18 protein-coding genes and 2 pseudogenes are annotated in these 17,722 nt (G+C 60.3%); 10 read left to right on the top strand and 10 right to left on the bottom strand.

Features of this window, described 5'->3' with window-relative positions; translation table 11 throughout:
* Window positions 1-674: pseudogene (locus PQQ86_RS35875) on the bottom strand (MFS transporter).
* A 335-nt stretch (window positions 675-1,009) separates the two neighbouring features.
* Here PQQ86_RS35875 and PQQ86_RS35870 point away from each other — a divergent pair.
* The gene (locus PQQ86_RS35870; protein WP_169488516.1) at window positions 1,010-1,714 is read left to right on the top strand and encodes a TetR/AcrR family transcriptional regulator; all 705 of its coding nucleotides are present in this window, start codon (window positions 1,010-1,012) and stop codon (window positions 1,712-1,714) included.
* A gap of 67 nt (window positions 1,715-1,781) precedes the next feature.
* A pseudogene (locus PQQ86_RS35865) lies at window positions 1,782-1,901 on the top strand (RidA family protein); the annotation flags it as partial.
* A gap of 132 nt (window positions 1,902-2,033) precedes the next feature.
* Here the strand turns inward: PQQ86_RS35865 and PQQ86_RS35860 are convergent.
* Together PQQ86_RS35860 and PQQ86_RS35855 are read right to left on the bottom strand one after the other, a co-directional pair.
* Entirely contained in the window at window positions 2,034-2,636 is a 603-nt protein-coding gene (locus PQQ86_RS35860) for an ANTAR domain-containing response regulator (protein WP_169488521.1), read from the bottom strand.
* Entirely contained in the window at window positions 2,633-3,820 is a 1,188-nt protein-coding gene (locus PQQ86_RS35855) for a transporter substrate-binding domain-containing protein (protein WP_408278193.1), read from the bottom strand. Before PQQ86_RS35855 ends, PQQ86_RS35860 begins: the two co-directional genes overlap by 4 nt.
* A 399-nt stretch (window positions 3,821-4,219) precedes the next feature.
* Between PQQ86_RS35855 and PQQ86_RS35850 the strand changes: the two genes are divergently transcribed.
* The 8 genes from PQQ86_RS35850 (at window position 4,220) to PQQ86_RS35815 (ending at window position 12,739) form a co-directional block, all read left to right on the top strand.
* Window positions 4,220-5,467 (top strand): urea ABC transporter substrate-binding protein, encoded by a 1,248-nt coding sequence (locus PQQ86_RS35850; protein ID WP_408278190.1) that lies wholly within the window; start codon window positions 4,220-4,222, stop codon window positions 5,465-5,467.
* 101 nt (window positions 5,468-5,568) lie between these two features.
* Window positions 5,569-7,179 (top strand): urea ABC transporter permease subunit UrtB, encoded by a 1,611-nt coding sequence (gene urtB, locus PQQ86_RS35845; RefSeq protein WP_408278187.1) that lies wholly within the window; start codon window positions 5,569-5,571, stop codon window positions 7,177-7,179.
* A gap of 38 nt (window positions 7,180-7,217) precedes the next feature.
* Window positions 7,218-8,312: an urea ABC transporter permease subunit UrtC gene (urtC, locus tag PQQ86_RS35840; protein WP_408278185.1), complete on the top strand. Its 1,095-nt coding sequence runs from the start codon at window positions 7,218-7,220 to the stop codon at window positions 8,310-8,312.
* Window positions 8,309-9,064, top strand: a complete 756-nt coding sequence (gene urtD, locus PQQ86_RS35835; RefSeq protein WP_408278182.1) for an urea ABC transporter ATP-binding protein UrtD — start codon at window positions 8,309-8,311, stop codon at window positions 9,062-9,064. Before urtC ends, urtD begins: the two co-directional genes overlap by 4 nt.
* Window positions 9,065-9,066: 2 nt before the next feature.
* The gene (gene urtE, locus PQQ86_RS35830; RefSeq protein ID WP_408278179.1) at window positions 9,067-9,771 is read left to right on the top strand and encodes an urea ABC transporter ATP-binding subunit UrtE; all 705 of its coding nucleotides are present in this window, start codon (window positions 9,067-9,069) and stop codon (window positions 9,769-9,771) included.
* A 60-nt stretch (window positions 9,772-9,831) separates the two neighbouring features.
* Window positions 9,832-10,827 carry an acetamidase/formamidase family protein gene (locus PQQ86_RS35825; protein ID WP_408279437.1) on the top strand — a complete coding sequence of 332 codons (996 nt, stop codon included), beginning with the start codon at window positions 9,832-9,834 and terminating at the stop codon, window positions 10,825-10,827.
* 12 nt (window positions 10,828-10,839) lie between these two features.
* Window positions 10,840-11,610, top strand: a complete 771-nt coding sequence (locus PQQ86_RS35820; protein WP_408278177.1) for an SDR family NAD(P)-dependent oxidoreductase — start codon at window positions 10,840-10,842, stop codon at window positions 11,608-11,610.
* A gap of 526 nt (window positions 11,611-12,136) precedes the next feature.
* Entirely contained in the window at window positions 12,137-12,739 is a 603-nt protein-coding gene (locus PQQ86_RS35815) for an ANTAR domain-containing response regulator (RefSeq protein WP_408278174.1), read from the top strand.
* 80 nt (window positions 12,740-12,819) lie between these two features.
* Here PQQ86_RS35815 and PQQ86_RS35810 read toward each other — a convergent pair whose 3' ends face one another.
* The 7 genes from PQQ86_RS35810 to PQQ86_RS35780 all read right to left on the bottom strand — a co-directional run bounded on the left by PQQ86_RS35810 (window position 12,820) and on the right by PQQ86_RS35780 (window position 17,722).
* Window positions 12,820-13,581 carry an SDR family oxidoreductase gene (locus PQQ86_RS35810; RefSeq protein WP_408278171.1) on the bottom strand — a complete coding sequence of 254 codons (762 nt, stop codon included), beginning with the start codon at window positions 13,579-13,581 and terminating at the stop codon, window positions 12,820-12,822.
* Window positions 13,582-13,755: 174 nt separating this feature from the next.
* A complete protein-coding gene (glxR, locus tag PQQ86_RS35805; RefSeq protein WP_408278168.1) occupies window positions 13,756-14,643 on the bottom strand; it encodes a 2-hydroxy-3-oxopropionate reductase in 888 nt (295 codons plus the stop codon).
* Between the two features lie 52 nt (window positions 14,644-14,695).
* Window positions 14,696-14,863, bottom strand: coding sequence for a hypothetical protein (locus tag PQQ86_RS35800; RefSeq protein WP_408278165.1), 168 nt, complete (start codon window positions 14,861-14,863; stop codon window positions 14,696-14,698).
* Entirely contained in the window at window positions 14,860-15,489 is a 630-nt protein-coding gene (locus PQQ86_RS35795) for a GlcG/HbpS family heme-binding protein (RefSeq protein ID WP_408278162.1), read from the bottom strand. The genes PQQ86_RS35800 and PQQ86_RS35795 overlap by 4 nt, the downstream gene beginning before the upstream one ends.
* Window positions 15,438-15,701, bottom strand: a complete 264-nt coding sequence (locus PQQ86_RS35790) for an FmdB family zinc ribbon protein (protein ID WP_046571758.1) — start codon at window positions 15,699-15,701, stop codon at window positions 15,438-15,440. The genes PQQ86_RS35795 and PQQ86_RS35790 overlap by 52 nt, the downstream gene beginning before the upstream one ends.
* Window positions 15,702-15,888: 187 nt before the next feature.
* Window positions 15,889-16,821, bottom strand: a complete 933-nt coding sequence (locus PQQ86_RS35785) for an acetamidase/formamidase family protein (protein WP_408278159.1) — start codon at window positions 16,819-16,821, stop codon at window positions 15,889-15,891.
* A 70-nt stretch (window positions 16,822-16,891) separates the two neighbouring features.
* A complete protein-coding gene (locus PQQ86_RS35780) occupies window positions 16,892-17,722 on the bottom strand; it encodes an ABC transporter permease (RefSeq protein ID WP_408278156.1) in 831 nt (276 codons plus the stop codon).

Genomic DNA, 17,722 nt, shown 5'->3' with positions numbered 1-17,722 from the left:
CTAAAGAATGTGCTCGCTGAACTCATTCTCGCCGGCGGGGACGTCCGCAAACGCGAGCGTGTTGATGCTTGTGAACTGCATCGACCGGCACAGGCCGCCGACCAGCAGCACCAGCGTGATCAGCGCGCGCGGCGTGTCCGGCGAAAGCCGGCTGCACGAAGCGATTGTCGCGGCGGTAAGGAGCCCATTGACGATCATGACCTTGCGAAAGCCAAAGCGTTTGAGGATCGGCGTCGTGACGGTCTTCATGCCCAGCAAACCGATCGGTACGTTGAGCAGAAAGATCCAGCGCCAGTTGAAATAGGTCGAGATAAACCCGCCCAGCGCTGGACCCAATACCGGTGCGGCGAGGCCGGGCCACGTGATGTAGGCTATCGAGCGCATCAGGTGACGCTTTTCGGTGCTGCGTAGCACGGCGAGGCGGCCTACCGGCACCATCATCGCGCCGCCGATTCCCTGCAGGATCCGCGCAATGGTGAATTCGACGAGGCCATTGCTCAGCCCGCAAAGTATGGAGGCGCCGGTGAACACGATGATCGCGCCACCGAACACCGACGTTGTCCAAAGCGGTCGGCCACCCATCCGCTGATTGGAATGAAGACCGCCAGCGCCAGCAGATAGGCAGTCATGCCGATACTCAGGCTCACGGACGTGACGCCGAACGTGGCGGCCATGTGGGGCAGGGCGGTCGCGATCACCGTCGCATCCAGATTCTCCATGAAATAGGCACTGGCGACGATCAGCGCGATGATGACTGGCTGGCGGCTTGACAAAGACATGGGCGGAAACGGAATCCGGTTTGTGCGACAGGCGCTCAAACGCTTCAAATTGAGCGGTTGCGGTCGTCGGCAATCAAAGATGGAGCTCGCTTCGCGGCAGCCTGAGATAATGAATGGCTGCGTCCGGGTGCCTGGCGAGATTCTTCCGCGTACCCGGACGATATACTCTACCAAACCATAAGTCGTCATGTGAAGACTTATTTATCAGAATCGATGGACACAGGAGCGTTATGAAGGCCAAATCCAGGGATGTTGCAGAGCCGGGGAGCAAGACCGTAGCGGGTCGCGCGCCGGTCAAGCGGCCGATGAAGAAAGCACCGCAGCGTCTGCCACGTGCCGAGCGTCAGGCGCGCGTGCTGGAGAAGGCCGCCGAATATTTCGCCGAGCACGGCCTGAACGCGCAGACTCGCGCGATTGCGGAGGCTTGTGGCGTGTCACAACGTTTGCTGTATAGCCTGTTCCCTAGCAAGGCTGCGCTGATCGACGAAGTTTACAAGCGCGAAATTGTGGGGACCTTCAAGGCGCTGTGGTTTGTTCAGCTGAAAGACCGCAGTGTGCCCCTCGAAAGCAGGCTCAATACCTTTTATCGCGAGTACTACGACACCCTGCTGACGCGGCAGTGGCTTCGCCTGTTCTTATACTCGTCGCTTGAAGATCTACAAATGGCGCCAACGTACACAAATGCCGTTGTGACGCATGCGCTTGAGATCATCGTCACTGAGACGGCGCACGAATTGGGACGTGGCGTACCGGCCGATCCGGCTCATCTGACCGAGGTCGGCTGGCTGCTGCACGGTGCGGTATCCCACCTTGCAATTCGCCGCCGTATCTATTCGAATGACAACACCACGCCTAGCGACGCGGTGATTGCGATGCACGTGCGCGCCTTTCTTACGAGTGCGCCGGCGCTGCTTCCGGCCCTGGAAAGCGCCTGAGCGTGATGTGCCGGTGGCCTCGCCTCGCGCGGAAGAGCTTCGTCTTCAGCCACCGATTGCCTGCACTGCCCGTTTCCCGCAGGGGAAATTGCCGGCACGGACCTGCATCGGCGTGACTGGATTGGCGCGCGACGCGCTCGTCGAAATTGACTTCATTGCCCATAGGCCGAACTCGGCAGCCGCCTGATACTCGACTCGCCATTTGCACGGGAATCCAGTCGACAGCCTGCTTTTCGACGTGTCGACTTTTTCCCGTGCCGTACAGCGGTGTTCAGGTGGCGCGGTGTTTCATGGCTGTCGCGACGCCACCGCGCCGAGGTTAGAAACTCAGGGTTTCGTGTGCCTTGACGATGTCGCCGGCCACCGTCTCGATCTGTTCGCGTTTGAGCATGGCCTGTGAGCGCAGCAGCTGATACGCATCTTCTTCAGACATGCCGCGCGAGTCCATGACGATCCGCGTGGCCTGCTGGATCACTCGAACCTTGGCCTGCTTCTGCTCGAGCCGTTCGATGTATCGCTCACGTGCGCGGGATGCCTTGAATTGCGTGAGCGCGACGGCGATGGCTGTCAATAACCCAAACGAACGGACCGGCGACGGGATCGTCGCGAACGCATTCAACCGCAGAACCGCTTCGATGGTGATCGGGTTCTCGTAAGTCACGACCGGAATCACCGGCGGCGATGTGCTGGTTCCGAGCCACGGATAATCGACCGACAGCGTCTCAGGACGCATCGCCATGACGACGAGGCCGGTGTCGCAAGGCAGGCTGTCGAGGCGCGGCCAGCATACCTGTACGTCACAGCCAATGCGCTGAAGCTGTGCGAGCAACTCTTCGCCATCCTGATCCTGCGGATGAATCACAACGACTTTTAGCGAACGCAGGTCGCGCAGGATCGCTGGCGTCTGCGCGGTCTGCTTCATCGATCTGCTCCCGCGCGTGTGAGTTCAGGATGCGCATGCGCGGTCCACGTCGGTGTGCTGTGAGAGACGACGTAGGGATCCGCCTTCACGCGTTCAGGCGCCCGCCCGATGATATCGAAGCGGCCATGCGCGTCGACCCGGCCGATCAACGGATGCAGGTAGGTGTGGTTATTGTGCTCGTCGATACGCACACGGCCTTGCGGCGCATCGAATTCGAGTCCGGGCAACACGCGCAGCAACAGCGTCGGGTCGTCGGAGCCGACGCGGCGGATCGCATCCGCGAGCAGATGCATCTGGAAATACGAGGCTTCCCAGCACATGTTGGTCGGCTGATCGTCGCCGAAGCGGGCCTGATAGCGGGCGACGGCGCCGAGGTTTGCGGCTGTATCCACACTCTGGAAGTACGCGGCCGAGGTGATGTGTCCTTGTGCGAGATCGTTTCCCATTACCGCGATTTCGGCTTCACTGGTCATGTGGCTGGCGATAGGCGTGCGGTACGGATCGAGCCCAACCTGTGCAAAAGCACGGTACAGATGCGGAATGCCTTCGCCCACTACCGTGGAGAAAATGAAGTCGGGTGCGAGTTGCTTGATCCGCTTTGCGGCATCCAGATAACTCTCCCACGGCGCATCAAGCGACAGATAGGTCTCGTCCACCTTTTCTCCGCCGCGTTCGAGGATCAGATCGCTCATCACGCGATTTGACTCGTATGGGCAGACATAATCTGAACCGATCATGCTCACGCGTGAGCCGAACTGCGTGAGCATGAAACCGGCGAGCGGTAGGGTGTTCTGATTGGGCGCTGCGCCCGTGTAGATCACGTTGCGGCTGTATTCGAAGCCTTCATACGGTGTCGCATAGAAGAGCAGCGCGTTGTGCCGTTCGACAATCGGAATAACCGCCTTGCGCGTGCTGGACATATAACAGCCGACGATGACCCGAACCCGGTGTTCGAGAATCAGTTGCTCGGCGAGGTCGGCATACCGCCGCGGCTGGCATTGCGGATCCAGACAGACTAGTTCGATCTCGCGTCCTGACACGCCGCCTGCGCGATTGATCTCCTCCACCGCAAGCATGGTGGCTTGCAGTTGAGTGAGCTCCGCGGCCGAGGTTACGCCTGAGCGTGAATACAGGACGCCAATTCTGATTGGGTCCGAGGTACGGCTGGCATCAATACGTGTCATTCGTCAAAACCGGTGATCACTAGGGAAGTGCGCCGTTTGTGCGTGTGGCACGTGAGTGGTGCGCGTTCGCACTGTCTTTGGGCGGTACTCAATGCAGTCAGTCGCGCAAACTGCTTATTTATAATGCCTTCCGCTTTGGCCGGTACGCAACCAAACAATTTGCATCCATTTCACAAAAGGGTTTTGCCGCCAGCATCCCTTCTGAACCCGAACCTCTGGCATGGCCATTGCTTATAAGGTCGTGCTGAGCCGCCGTGCATCACGGGGATCCACAGCATCCATTTCGCTGTTCGAGACAAAGGCGTCTTGAGCGGCACCGGCCAAAAAAGCCCGAAACCAGCTTGTCTGGTTTCGGGCTTTTTGCGTTTGCGATTTCTAATCCATGTCGGAGTGAAGCAAATGAAAAGACGTACCTTTCTGTCGGCAGTCGGCTCCGGATTGGTGAGCGCTGCAGGCACCGCGCTACCTAAGGCTGCGTTTGCCGCGGGAGCCAGCGATCCGATCAAACTCGGTCTGCTGTTTTCGCAATCGGGAACGATGGCCAACGGCGAGTCGCTGCTAAAAGATACGGCACTGATGACGATCGATCAAATCAACGCCAAGGGCGGCGTGCTCGGACGCAAGCTTCAGGGCGTTGTCGTCGATCCGGCGTCGGATTGGCCCATGTATGCGCAGCTCTCGAAGCAACTGATCTTGCGCGACCAGTGCGCGGCGCTGTTCGGCTGCTGGACGTCGGTGTCGCGCAAGTCGGTGTTGCCGGTGGTCGAGTCGCAGGACAGTTTGCTGTTTTATCCGCTTCACTTCGAAGGCGAAGAGCAGTCGAAGAACGTTGTCTATCTGAACTCGCCGCCGAGCAGTTCGGTGCTGCCGGCGATCGATTACCTGATGAGTGACCAGGGCGGCGGTGCCAGGCGCTTCTACATGATCGGCAGCGACTACGTCTGGCCACGCACGATCAACAAGATGCTCAAGGGCTACCTGAAGACAAAGAACATTCCTGACTCGGCATGGCGCGAACACTATGTTCCATTCGGGCAGTCGAACTTCCAGACCATCGTGCGCGACATCAAGGACTTCGCCGCGCAACCGGGCGGCCAGGCCATCGTCGTGATGACCGTGGTCGGCGATTCGATTCCGGCGATGTTCAAGGAAGCGGTCAACCAGGGCGTGCGCGCAACCGATATTCCGATTCTAGGTCTGGACGTGGTCGACAGCGATCTGGAAGGCCTCGATACGAAGCCGCTGGTCGGCCACCTGAGCTGCTGGTGCTACTTCCAGAACGTCGATACGCCGCAGAACCGCCAGTTCAAGAGCGACTGGAAGAACTACGTGGGCGTCCATAACCTGAAGCATCGGCCGGACATGGTGATCGACCCGATGGTGTCGACCTATCTCGGCATCAATCTGTGGGCGCAGGCTGCTGCGAAAGCGCACTCGACCAGCACGGACGCGGTGCGCAAGGCGCTCGCGGGTCAGTCGATGGTCGATCCGGCGGGTTACACGGTGAAGATGGACGCTTCCACGCAGTACTTGTGGCGTGGCGACATGATCGGCTCGATCAATGCGACTCAGGGCTTCGACATTTTGTGGAAGTCTAAAGACATCGAGAAGCCGGTGCCGTTCAGCCCGTTCATCGGCAAGGCTTGACAGTCTCTGCCGGACGGTCTGGTAGTCAGGCAGTCTGGCCGTGGTGGGATCGGTATGCGCAAGCATGCCGGTTCCCGTAGCAGGATCGAATGGAAACACCCATGATCAATTTCAGGCAGATCTTTTTCGCGATCGCTTGTCTGGCGCTTGTTTGGGCCACTACCGCGAGCGCCGCGCCGGGCCGTGCTGCGATGCTCACGTCGTTTTGCGCGACGAACAGCGATAAGGCCGCGGCACTGGAGCAATTTGTCGAAACCGGCGTGTCGGACGATACGCATGAGCGTGCGTGGGCGCGTCAGATCGTCGATGCGATTCGCAATGGCGCGCTGGTGTGCAGCACAGACGGTCAGGCGACGCTGCAGGGGAACCCCGTGCTCGACGCCGCGACCCTTCAGCCGCGCGCCAATGCGCCGGCGGATTCGCCCTATGTGGCGAGTATCGTGATGATGCGCAAGCTCGCGGTGGCATCCGCGGAAATGGACCTGTTCTCGTCACAGCAGGACACCCGCGCGACAGCTGCGCGGCAAGTCGACAAGTTCTTTGCGTTGCTCGATCCCGCTGTCGTCGCCCGCGCGGTCAAGGCGCAGCGCGACCCGGATATCGCGACCATTCTCACACTGGCGCTGGCTAAACGCGGGCTGAACAGCAATGTGAAGGCCGACCGCCTGGCGGCGATCAAGGCGGTGGCCGAAGTGCCGAGCGAAACCGCGCGGACCGCGCTGGCGAACTTTGCGGCGCAGGATTCCGTGCGTTCCGATCCGGACGTGCTGCCTGCAGTGCAGGGCGCGATACGCCACATGGACACGTGGCTGTCGCTCGGCAAGGGCTTGTCGATTCTGTTTAGCGGCTTAAGCTATGCCGGCGTGTTGTTGCTGACGGCGCTCGGCCTGTCGATCGTCTTCGGCCTGATGGGTGTGATCAATCTCGCGCATGGCGAATTCATCATGATCGGCGCGTACTCGACGTATCTCGTCGAACGTTTCATGCAGGCGTATCTGCCGGGTTGGTTCGACGCCTACATTTTCATTGCGATTCCCGTGGCGTTCGTGATCTGCGCAGCGTGCGGCATGTTGCTCGAATTCTTCGTCATCCGGTTTCTGTATCGCCGGCCGCTCGAGACGCTGCTCGCTACCTGGGCGGTCAGCATTGCGTTGATCAAGCTGATTCAGGTGCTGTTCGGCTCGCAGAATGTCGAGTTCATCACCCCGGGCTTTCTCAACGGCGGCATGCAGGTCGCGCCCGGCTTTTTCGTGACCTACAACCGCGTGTTTGCCATCGTCCTAGCCGTGTTGATCTTCGGCGCGACCTTCGCTGTGGTTCGCTTCACGAAGCTGGGTTTGCTGATGCGCGCCACCACGCAGCTGCGCGACATGGCGCGCTGCCTGGGCGTACCCGCCGAGCGCGTCGATCGCATTGCGTTCGGCCTCGGCGCCGGCCTCGCAGGACTGGCCGGCGTGGTGTTGACGCAGATTGCCAGCGTCAATCCGTCGATGGGCACGGGCTTCGTCGTCGACTCGTTCATGGTGGTGGTGCTCGGCGGTGCGGGCAGTCTCGCGGGGACAGTCGTATCGTCGCTCGCGCTGGGCGAAATCAACCAGTTTATCGAGCCGTTCTACGGAGCAGTTGCCGCCAAGGTGGCCGTGCTTCTGCTCATCGTGCTAATTATCCAGAAGCGCCCGCAAGGACTCTTTGCATTGAAGACTCGCGTATGAACACGTTTCCCGATCCGCGTACCAGCAGGAGATTCACCTTGTCGACGTTCGCAACGAAATGGATGGGCCAGTCTGTGGAGGTCGGCATCGTCCCGGTGCTGATCCTGCTCGCGCTCTATCTGCCCTTTGCCTATTTTGTGATTCCCGAGTCGAATGCGCTGCATCTGTCGCTGTTCGGCATCAACCTGATCGGACAGATCATGTGCTTCGCGTTGCTCGCGCTGGCGCTCGATCTGGTATGGGGCTATGCGGGCATCCTGAGCCTCGGGCACGGCATCTTCTTCGGCATAGGCGGCTATATGATGGCCATGTATCTGTTGAACGGCTCCTATGCCGACACCCATGTATTGCCGGACTTCCTGCAGTACATGGGGGCGAGCGACTTTCCCGCACTATGGAAGATCCTCTCGCGGCTCGATGTGACGATCATCGCTACGATCGTCGTCACCGTGCTGGTCGCGGGCGCGTTCGGCTTCGTCACGTTCCGCTCACGCATCAATGGCGTGTATCTGTCGATCATCACCCAGGCGCTCACGTATGCGCTGATGCTGCTGTTGTTCATCAACGACGTGGGCCTCGGCGGCAACAACGGCATGACCGGTTTCACGAGCCTCGCGGGACATAAGCTTGCCGATACCTCCACGCAGATAGGCCTCGCGGTGTGTTCGTGTCTGCTGCTGGTAGTGGCCTATGTCGGCGTGCGCTTTCTCGCACGCTCCAGTTTTGGCAGGGCGCTAATCGCCGTGCGCGACGACGAAGCGAGGATGCGCTTTCTCGGCTACCGCACGCATACGCTAAAGCTCTTCGCGTGGTGTCTCTCGGCGGTCCTCGCGGCGTTTGCCGGGATGCTGTACGTGCCGCAAGTCGGCATCGTCAACCCGACTATCGTGTCGCCGCAACTGTCCGTCGAGATTGCCGTGTGGGTGGCCATCGGTGGGCGCGGCACCCTGATCGGCGCGATTGTCGGCGCTATCGTGGTCAACGGACTCAAGTTCTGGCTGACCGCGCAACTGCCTGCGTTGTGGCCGTTCATCCTTGCCGGCGTGACGCTCGTGATCGTCGTGTATTTCAGCAATGGCCTATGGGGAACGCTCAAGGCCACTGGTGGTGACAGCAACGGGGGCGGCCAATGAACCAGCCACAACTGGCTACCGCCGTCTACGTCAGCGGCCTGTCGGTCATGTTTTCCGGCTTTGCGGCGATCACGAACCTGTCGATGGAGTTTCGATACGGCGAAATTCGCGCCATCATCGGTCCGAACGGTGCGGGCAAGACGACCTTGATGGACGTCATCACGGGAAAGACCAGGCCGGCAGCCGGCGAGGTATTTCTGAACAAGGTCACGAACCTCGCGACGCTCGACGAAACGTCCATCGCGCGCCTGGGCATCGGCCGAAAATTCCAGAAGCCGAGTGTGTTCGAAGCGCTGCGGGTCCGCGAAAACCTCGAACTTGCGATTCGCAACGGCCGCGGCTATGCGGACATGGTTCGCTCGCGTCTCGGCGTACCGCAGAACCGGCGCATCGACGAAGTGCTCGAGACGATCGGTCTCGAGAATCAAGGGCTCCGGATGGCCGGCACGCTGTCGCACGGCCAGAAGCAGTGGCTCGAAATCGGCATGCTGCTTGTCGCAGACCCGCAAGTGATCCTGCTCGACGAACCGGTTGCAGGCATGACCGACCACGAAACCGCACGCACCGCCGAACTGATCGCGCGGCTCAAGTCGCCCGAGCGGGCGGTCGTGGTGATCGAGCACGACATGGATTTTGTCGGCGAGATCGCGGACCTCGTCAGCGTGTTGCATGAGGGGCGGCTGCTCGGTGAGGGATCGATGGAGAGCGTGCGCCACGATCCACGCGTGATTCAGGTTTATCTCGGACGGTGAGCATGCTGAAAATTTCCGCACTCAATCAGTTTTACGGCAGCAGCCACACATTGCGCGACGTGTCGCTGAACGTGGCCGAAGGCGCATGCACTGTTGTACTCGGCCGCAATGGCGTGGGCAAGACGACCTTGCTGAAATGCCTCGTCGGGTTGCTGCCGGTCAAAGGCGGCGAAATCGAACTGGCGGGCCAGCCGCTGACGCGCACGCCGTCGCACCGACGCGTGCTGGCGGGTCTCGGCTACGTACCGCAAGGACGCGAGATTTTTCCGCAACTCAGCGTCGAAGAAAACCTGCGCATCGGCGCCTACGCGGGCGAGCGCAATCAGACCGCCAAGGGCAAGCAATTTTCCTTCGACGATGTCTTTCATACCTTTCCTGTGCTGAAGACGGTGCGCCGGCGCATCGCAGGGAATCTGTCCGGCGGACAGCAGCAACAGCTCGCGATTGGCCGGGCGCTTCTGACCAATCCAAAGCTGCTGATTCTCGACGAACCAACCGAGGGCATCCAGCCGTCGATCGTCATGGAGATCGAGGCGGTGATCCGTTCACTGAAGGGATCGCTGTCGATCCTGCTGGTAGAACAATTTTTCGATTTCGCGCAGGCGGTAGCCGACGACTATGTCGTGCTGGTACGTGGCCAGGTCGTGTCAGCGGGGCGTGGAGACCAGATGGAAACCAATAACGTGAGAGCGCTAATTTCAGTGTGATGCGATGTCAACGTTGCGCCCATTCACTTCGACAACCCGCAATTGAGCAGGAACACCATGATGAACTGGCTGGAACAATCGATCATGTACACGCGCGGCGTCGCACGCGGCCAGGTCCACGAAACGCATGAACTCAGCGAATCCCGTCAGGGCACATTTCACTACACCATCGGACCGTACTCGACGCCGGTGATGAACATTGCCCCGGGCGACCGGGTTGTGGTTCAGACACGCGATGCATTCGACGGCAAGATCCTCACGGAACAGGATCTGCCGAGTCAGAAGTTGCGGGTGCCGTTCCTGAATCCGCAAAGTGGTCCGATCATGATCGACGGCGCGGAGAAGGGCGATGTGGTAGCGGTGTACATCGAGTCGATGTTGCCGCGCGGCGACAATCCGCGCGGCACCTGCTGCCTGATTCCGCGCTTCGGCGCGCTGACCGGTACCGAATACACCGCAACCCTCAATGAGCCGCTGCCCGAGATCACCCGCAAGATCGACGTGGACGAAGAAGGCGTGTACTGGAGCAAGCGCGTTACGCTGCCGTACAAGCCGCATATCGGCACACTGAGCCTGTCGCCGGAAATCGACTCGATCAATTCGCTCACGCCGGACAACCACGGCGGCAATATGGACGTGCCCGACATGGGCCCGGGTAGCATCACTTATCTGCCGGTCCGCTCCGCGGGTGCGCGGCTCTTTATCGGCGACGCACACGCCTGCCAGGGTGACGGCGAAGTGTGCGGCACCGCCGTTGAATACGCCAGCACGACCACGATCCACGTCGATCTGATCAAGGGCTGGCACATCGAATGGCCGCGCCTCGAAACCGACGAGCTGCTGATGGCGATCGGTAGCGCGCGCCCGCTTGAGGACGCAACGCGCATCGCGTATCACGAACTGGTGCTGTGGATGGAAAGGGAATACGGCTTCGACCGCTGGGATGCCTACATGATGCTCAGCCAATGCGGCAAGGTGCGATTGGGCAATTTCGTCGACCCGAAGTATTCGGTCGGCGCGGCGATCAGCAAAAAATATCTCGCACCGGCTGACTAAGGAGACGCCACTATGGATTTGAAACTCAAAGGTTTGAAGGCACTCGTAACCGGCGGCACCAAGGGTATCGGCCGCGCCATTTCGCAAACGCTGGCAGCGGAGGGCGCTGACGTCGCGCTTTGCGCGCGTGATGGCGCCGCCGTGGAACAGACAGTGGCCGACATCGTGCAGCGCACCGCTGGTGCGGTCAAGGTGTGCGGCGCTTCGGTCGACGTTTCGAACGGTCCGGTGTTACAGGCCTGGACCCGTGACGCAGCCGCGCAACTGGGCGGCATCGACATCGTTGTCGCCAATGTGAGCGCGCTGTCGATCGGCAACGATCTCGAATCGTGGCGCAAGGAGTTCGACACCGACTTGATGGGTACGGTCAACCTGGTCGACGCCGCGCTGCCGTTTCTCGAAGCGAGTAAGGCTGCCTCGATCATCGCGATATCGAGCGTGTCGGGCCGTGAAATCGATTTTGCCGCCGGCCCGTACGGGACCTTCAAGGCGGCGCTGATCCACTACATGCAAGGCATCGCGTACCACCTCGCGCCGAAGGGCATCCGGGCGAACGCCGTGTCGCCGGGCAATGTCTATTTCGAAGGCGGTGTGTGGGATCACATCGAACATAACGATCCGCAGCTGTTCGCGGAAGCCCTCGCGTTGAATCCCTGCGGACGCATGGCGCGCCCGCAGGAGATCGCGAACGTGGTCGCGTTCGTCGCGAGCCCGGCAGCGAGCTTCGTGAGCGGGGCGAATCTGGTAGTGGATGGCGCGCTCACGCGCGGAGTGCAGCTTTAAGTTCCGCAACGCCGCGTCACTGATGAGCGGCGCGCATTGGGCATTGGTAATTGAATGCGTTCAATCACGTATTGCGAGACCGCCGTCCTGATATCGACAGAGACGGGCGGTTGATCGTCAGCGTTCACCGCTCACGGTGCTTATACGTCCGTATAAGCGGGGTACCCTAACGCGGCATTGGCGTATCCAACCGTAGAGTAGATTCGTCCTCGGGCTCGACTTAATCTTCTCTCATCGCTAGACGCTGGCGGCTACACCAGCAGAAAACTCGCGGTTCGGCCCCCCGACGACACGGCGCTTCCGGATGCCCGCACGGCCGATTTCCTATTTTGCGTCTTCAAGGAATCATCGTGCCACATGCTCTACATCGCTGGATCCATATCCAAAGCAAGTCATACGACGAGTACACGATCGTGCCGAGGTTTGGCAGGACCGTTTATCGCCGTACGGTCGACCTCTCCTTGCGCAGCGCGCCGGAACGACCCGCAGACACGCGTCACGAGTGCTTGCATACCGGGGCGGAACAATGAAGTGGGCCGCGGATACCTTAGCGATCCTGCGCGATTTGCGCTCACTGAAAGTCGTTGTGATTCATCCGCAGGATCAGGATGGCGACGAGCTTCTCGCGCAACTCCACCGCATCGGGTGCGACGTGGAGGTCTACTGGCCGACACTCGACAGGTTGCCCTTCGGAACCGGGCTCGTGCTGATGGCGATGCGCACCGAAACCCTCTCGGTCAATTTCCCGTGGCTCGGAACCGGCATGTCGCCGCCCGTGATTCCGGTGGTGACCTATGAAAATCCGATTACCGTCGAAGCGGTGCTGCGCCTGAACGCGCCGGCGGTGATACAGTCGCCGGTGCGCTCATTCGGATTGATGACCGCGATTGCGGTGGCGTTGACGCAATGTCAGGCATTGCGAATGCGCGATCGATACATTGAGCGGCTCGAAAAGAAGCAAGCGAGCGTTCGAGTGATCCAGCAGGCCACGCAACTCGTGATGGAACGGCGTGGCGTATCGGAAGAACACGCGTATCAGTTGCTACGCGCAAAGGCAATGCTCAAGCGCGAGCATATCGAGGTGGTGGCAAGCGAGATCGTCAAGGCGCACGAAACGCTGGCTCTTTAGCTCACAAGGATCGTCTCCCATGCGCAAACTTACACCGCAGACATAGGCCGAACCACGCGCCTTCGGCCGTTGTCTCTTCGCTACCCACGCCCGACAAACGGCATCTTGCTAGCCATAACGGTCATGAACTGCACGTTCGCATCGAGTGGCAAATCGGCCATATACAGGACCGCACCGGCGACGTGCTCGACATCCATTAGCGGTTCGACGGCAATTTCACCGTTGGCCTGTGGAACTCCTTTTGCCATGCGTGCCGCCAGGTCGGTGAGAGCGTTGCCGATGTCGATCTGTCCGCAGGCGATGTCGTACTTGCGTCCATCGAGTGATGTCGATTTGGTCAGGCCGGTGATCGCGTGCTTGGTGGCCGTATAGGCGATACTGTTCGGACGTGGTGCGTGCGCGGAGATCGAGCCGTTATTGATGATACGGCCGCCGCGCGGCAGTTGCGTTTTCATCAGCGCGACGGCAGCACGCGTGCAGAGGAAGGCACCCGTGAGATTCGTGTTCACGACGGCGTGCCAATCGTCCAGACTGAGTTCGTCGATATCGACGGCCGGTGCACCGCGGCCGGCATTGTTGAAGAGAAGATCGAGGCGATTGTAGCGTTGTCGTATCGCGTCGAAGAGGGCAGCGACGCTAGCGGCGTCGGTGACGTCGGTGGGAACGGCAAGTGCCTCTTGTCCGAATTGCCGCGCCTCGTCGGCTAACGCCTCGAGGGGTGCTTTGTTTCGTCCAGCGAGCACCACACGGTAGCCGTGCTGAAACAGCTTGCGAGCGGTCGCGCGTCCGATACCGCTGCCTGCTCCAGTGATCAATGCGATCTTGCCGACTTCTGAACTCATGAGACAAACCTCCATGTATCAATACGATGCACATACGATCAACACGCGCAATACAGTAGTCGCGAGTTATATAAGCAATGGTGAAAAGCGGGTTGGGAAAGCCGATTTCATCTGGAAACGCTGGGGAAGCGTATGACCCGCCCAGTCGCGTCCATTCACAACAACAGGTAGCGATTAGTTGCCGGCGATTTCGTGGCTGGACAGCAATTCGATTGCCCTGCACAGAGCCGAGTGGTCGAGCTTGCTCATGCCGTTCGCGGCGCAGGCGTTCATCAGTTCCTGCGCGGACGCGGTATGAGGCAAGGAAACGCCAAGCGCCTTGGCGCCCTGCAAGGCGAGGTTGAGGTCCTTCTGATGCAGCTCGATGCGGAAGCCCGGATCAAACGTGCGCTTGATCATCCGCTCGCCGTGCACTTCGAGAATCCGCGATGCCGCGAAGCCGCCCATCAGCGCCTGGCGTACTTTCACTGGATCCGCGCCGGCCTTCGAGGCAAACAGCAACGCCTCTGACACCGCCTGAATATTCAGGGCGACGATGATCTGATTGGCCACCTTGGTGGTCTGGCCGTCGCCGTTACCGCCGACGAGCGTGATGTTCTTGCCCACCAGTTCAAACAAAGGCTTGACCTTGTCGAACACCGCCTGCGACCCACCGACCATGATCGTCAGCGACGCGGCCTTCGCACCCACTTCGCCACCCGATACCGGAGCATCGAGATACTCGCATCCGAGTTCGTTGATCTTCCTCGCGAACTCCTTTGTCGCAATCGGCGAAATCGAGCTCATGTCGACCACGATCTGGTTCGCACGGAGTCCGCTTGCTACGCCGTTTTCCCCGAAGAGCACGGACTCCACGTGTGGGGTATCGGGCACCATCAGGATAACAATGTCGGCTTGCTGTGCGACCGCTTTGCCGGACTCGCAGAGCGTCGCGCCATTCTCGATCAAGCCCGCCGGCGCAGGGTTTCGATCATGCACAAAGAGTTGATGGCCGCCTTGCTGCAGATTGGCGGCCATCGGCGCACCCATGACACCCAGACCGATGAATCCAACTTTTGCCATAACTTCCTCTCCAATGAGTTCTTTTTGAATCGCTGACAGCGGCGACAAGCTATTACGCCGCAGAGCGCAATACTTCGGGGTTGATACAGGTCTGCGGCTTCTCGCCCTTCAGAACACTGATGACGTTTTCCGTCGCGATCTTACCCATCGCAAGGCGCGTCTCGATCGTCGCGGAAGCGATGTGCGGTACGACAAGCACGTTATCGAGGCTGCACCTCATGGCGCTTCGCCCTGCAAGCTGCGTTGAGTCCCGAAGCGGGCAAGTTCGTCGGCGACAGCCTGATCTTCGGCCGGCGTGAGGCCACTGATACCGATCGCGCCGATCACGGCGCCCTGCGCGTCGCTTAGCACCGCACCGCCGGGCAACGCAGTCAACAATGGATCGCAGAAATAGCTGATCGGAATTTCCTCGCGGCGCAGCCGCGCATGGAATGCCTCCGTTGTCACACCAATACGGGTAGACGTGTAAGCCTTCTGGTGCGCTAACTGGATGCTGCGCACGGGAGCATTGTCCATGCGGAAAAATCCAACCAGGAAACCGTGGCTATCGCACACGGAAATGCACACCGGTTTGCCAAACTGCTGATGCACTCTATCGACGCCGCGTGCGAGCAGTGCCTGCGCTAACTGGAGGTTCAAATGGCTCAATAGGTTCACCTGGTCTTTGTGCGTTGAGGACGTGGGCGCAGATGAATGGTTAAACTCGATCGCGTCACTCCGCTGCACGCTGCTCTGGACGGTGGGCAGCGCCGTGTTTTGTGCAGGACGCACGAAGACGCCCGCGGCGACGCCATTCAGCTTACCGGCGATTCGGCGCTTGACTGCGCGCGCGACCCGCAGCCGCACCCCGAGCTATGCTGATGCGTGTACACCGCACGCTCGTTGACCCGGCGTTCGGCACTCCCGGACGACGACATCAATCCAAGCGCTGGCATGGCCAGCATGCGCTGTGCGATAGCGCTACACGTTGGGCAAGCGCAGCTCGCGTCGCGCTCAGCGACAGGACGCATGACGGAGAACGAACCACAGGTTTCACAACGATAGGGATAAATCGGCATTGCCTTTCCTTCCTCTTTCTTCGAAATCAATAAATGATTTACGCGGTGACCGACAGCATCGTCGGCCACGGAATGTTCACCGTGCCCGCACCAACCGGTGCCAGCATCGTGACCGGGGAGTCCGGTCCCGATGCCTTGTAACGGTGCCGGTCAGCCGCGCACAGAATTCGCGGCCGATGCCGTTCCCTCAACGCTTGGGCAAGTACTTTTTGTCGACCTTGCAGATATAGGTGTATTTCGGATTCACCATCTGGGTACAGCGCGCTTCCGCGATCTGGCCGAGCAGCATGTAGGCTTCGGCACCGGGGATGCCATAGCCTTCTTCCAGCCAATAGACCATTTCCTCGAACGCGATACGCAGCGCATCGTCGAGCGGCCGCGCGCAGCCGACCGTGCAGATGTGCGTCGGCGTCTCGATGCGCGGCCAGGTCATGCGGCTCGGCGCGCGGACGAGATCGACCTTGAGCTTCAGGTGGCCGCGAATTTCGATTGCCCCCATGCCGTTACACTCGGCGTCGCCCTGCAACGCGTGCACGTCGCCGAAATACAGGTACGCGCCTTCATGGAACACCGGAAACATGATGCGATTGCCGTTCGTGACTTCCTGGATGTCCAGGTTGCCACCGTGGGTACCGTTGTCGACGGTGAGCGTGCCGCCCGCCACGGGGGCCACGCCGATCACGCCGATCATCGGCTTGGCTTCCAGCTTGAGCGAGTCGCTCCAGTGGACGATGCCATTTTCGACGACGACGTTGCGATTCTGGATGCCGAATTCCTTCTTACGGACCCAATCCGGAAAAATCCCGATGCCGGGCCACAGCGCGGTATAACCGAGGCCGTGCACGCCAACTTCGAGGACGTCGATCACGACCATATCGCCAGGCTTCGCGCCGCGCAGGCGCACGGGCCCGGTGGCCGGATTGACGAACGGGAGCTTCACTTTCGACTCGTCCAGCTTTTCGTCGAGCTCCGTAATCAGGTGGCCGCCGATGTTCAATTCGGTCTCGACCTCGAAGATCTCGCCCGGCAAGACTTCGGCGATGAAACCATCGGTAGCCGTCAGTGCGTACTTCAGGTCATCCTTGCGGATGATCTGGTGATGTGTGGATAGCGTGCTCATAGGATGCTGCCTACTCCTTCAGGGGTTGCCAAATGCCACCCGCCGGCGACGTCGCGGCGGATGGCTTAAATCAATCGAACTTGTGCCAGGGCATGAGGAATCGCTCGAGCCGACCGACGAGAAACGACAGGAAGAGCGCGAGCGCGATGGTGACCACCACGCCGGCGAATACTTTGGGGATGATGTAAAGGCTGCCCGCCTTGAAGATCGCGTGGCCGAGCCCATCGTCTGACGACATGAATTCGCCCACAATGGCACCAATCAGCGCAAAGCCGACCGTGAGCTTGAAGCCCGCAAAGATGTCACGCAGTGAGGCGGGGATCACCAGCTTGCGGAAAGTCTGCCGCTTGGTCGCGCCGAGCGTGCGCATCTGATTGATCTGATCGTCATCGACGCTGGTCGCCCCTTTGTACGCGGTGACCAGCGCCACTACCACGACGGACAGCGTCGACATGGCGAGTTTCGACCCGAGCCCGGTACCGAACCAGATGATCACGATAGGCGCGAGTGCGACGATCGGAATCGAGCCCAGCGCAACGATGAACGGCTGCATGACCTTCGAGACGAAGCGTGAATACCATAGCGACAAGCCGAGCACAGTGCCGATGACATTGCCGAACAGGAATCCGAGCAGCGTCTCCATACCAGTCACGCCGGCGTCGTGCACGAGACTGCCGTCCTGTTGCATCTTTACCAGGTAGCCCCAGATCTGGCTCGGCGAACCGAACAGGAAGGCCAGCGCCTGACTCGACGTCGCAACTTGCCATAGGGCGAGCAGTGCGGCGAGTAGCGCGAGTTGACAGGCAGCCACGACGAGCTTGCCGCGCCAGCGGCGAATTAGCCTGCGCCATTTGAGGGATGCCGGGGCATACGGGGGCGCAGAGGAGCGGGTTTCTTGCAC

Source organism: Paraburkholderia sediminicola (assembly GCF_046026675.1).
GTDB lineage: Bacteria > Pseudomonadota > Gammaproteobacteria > Burkholderiales > Burkholderiaceae > Paraburkholderia > Paraburkholderia sediminicola_F.
This window is presented reverse-complemented; position numbering and strand designations above follow the sequence as displayed.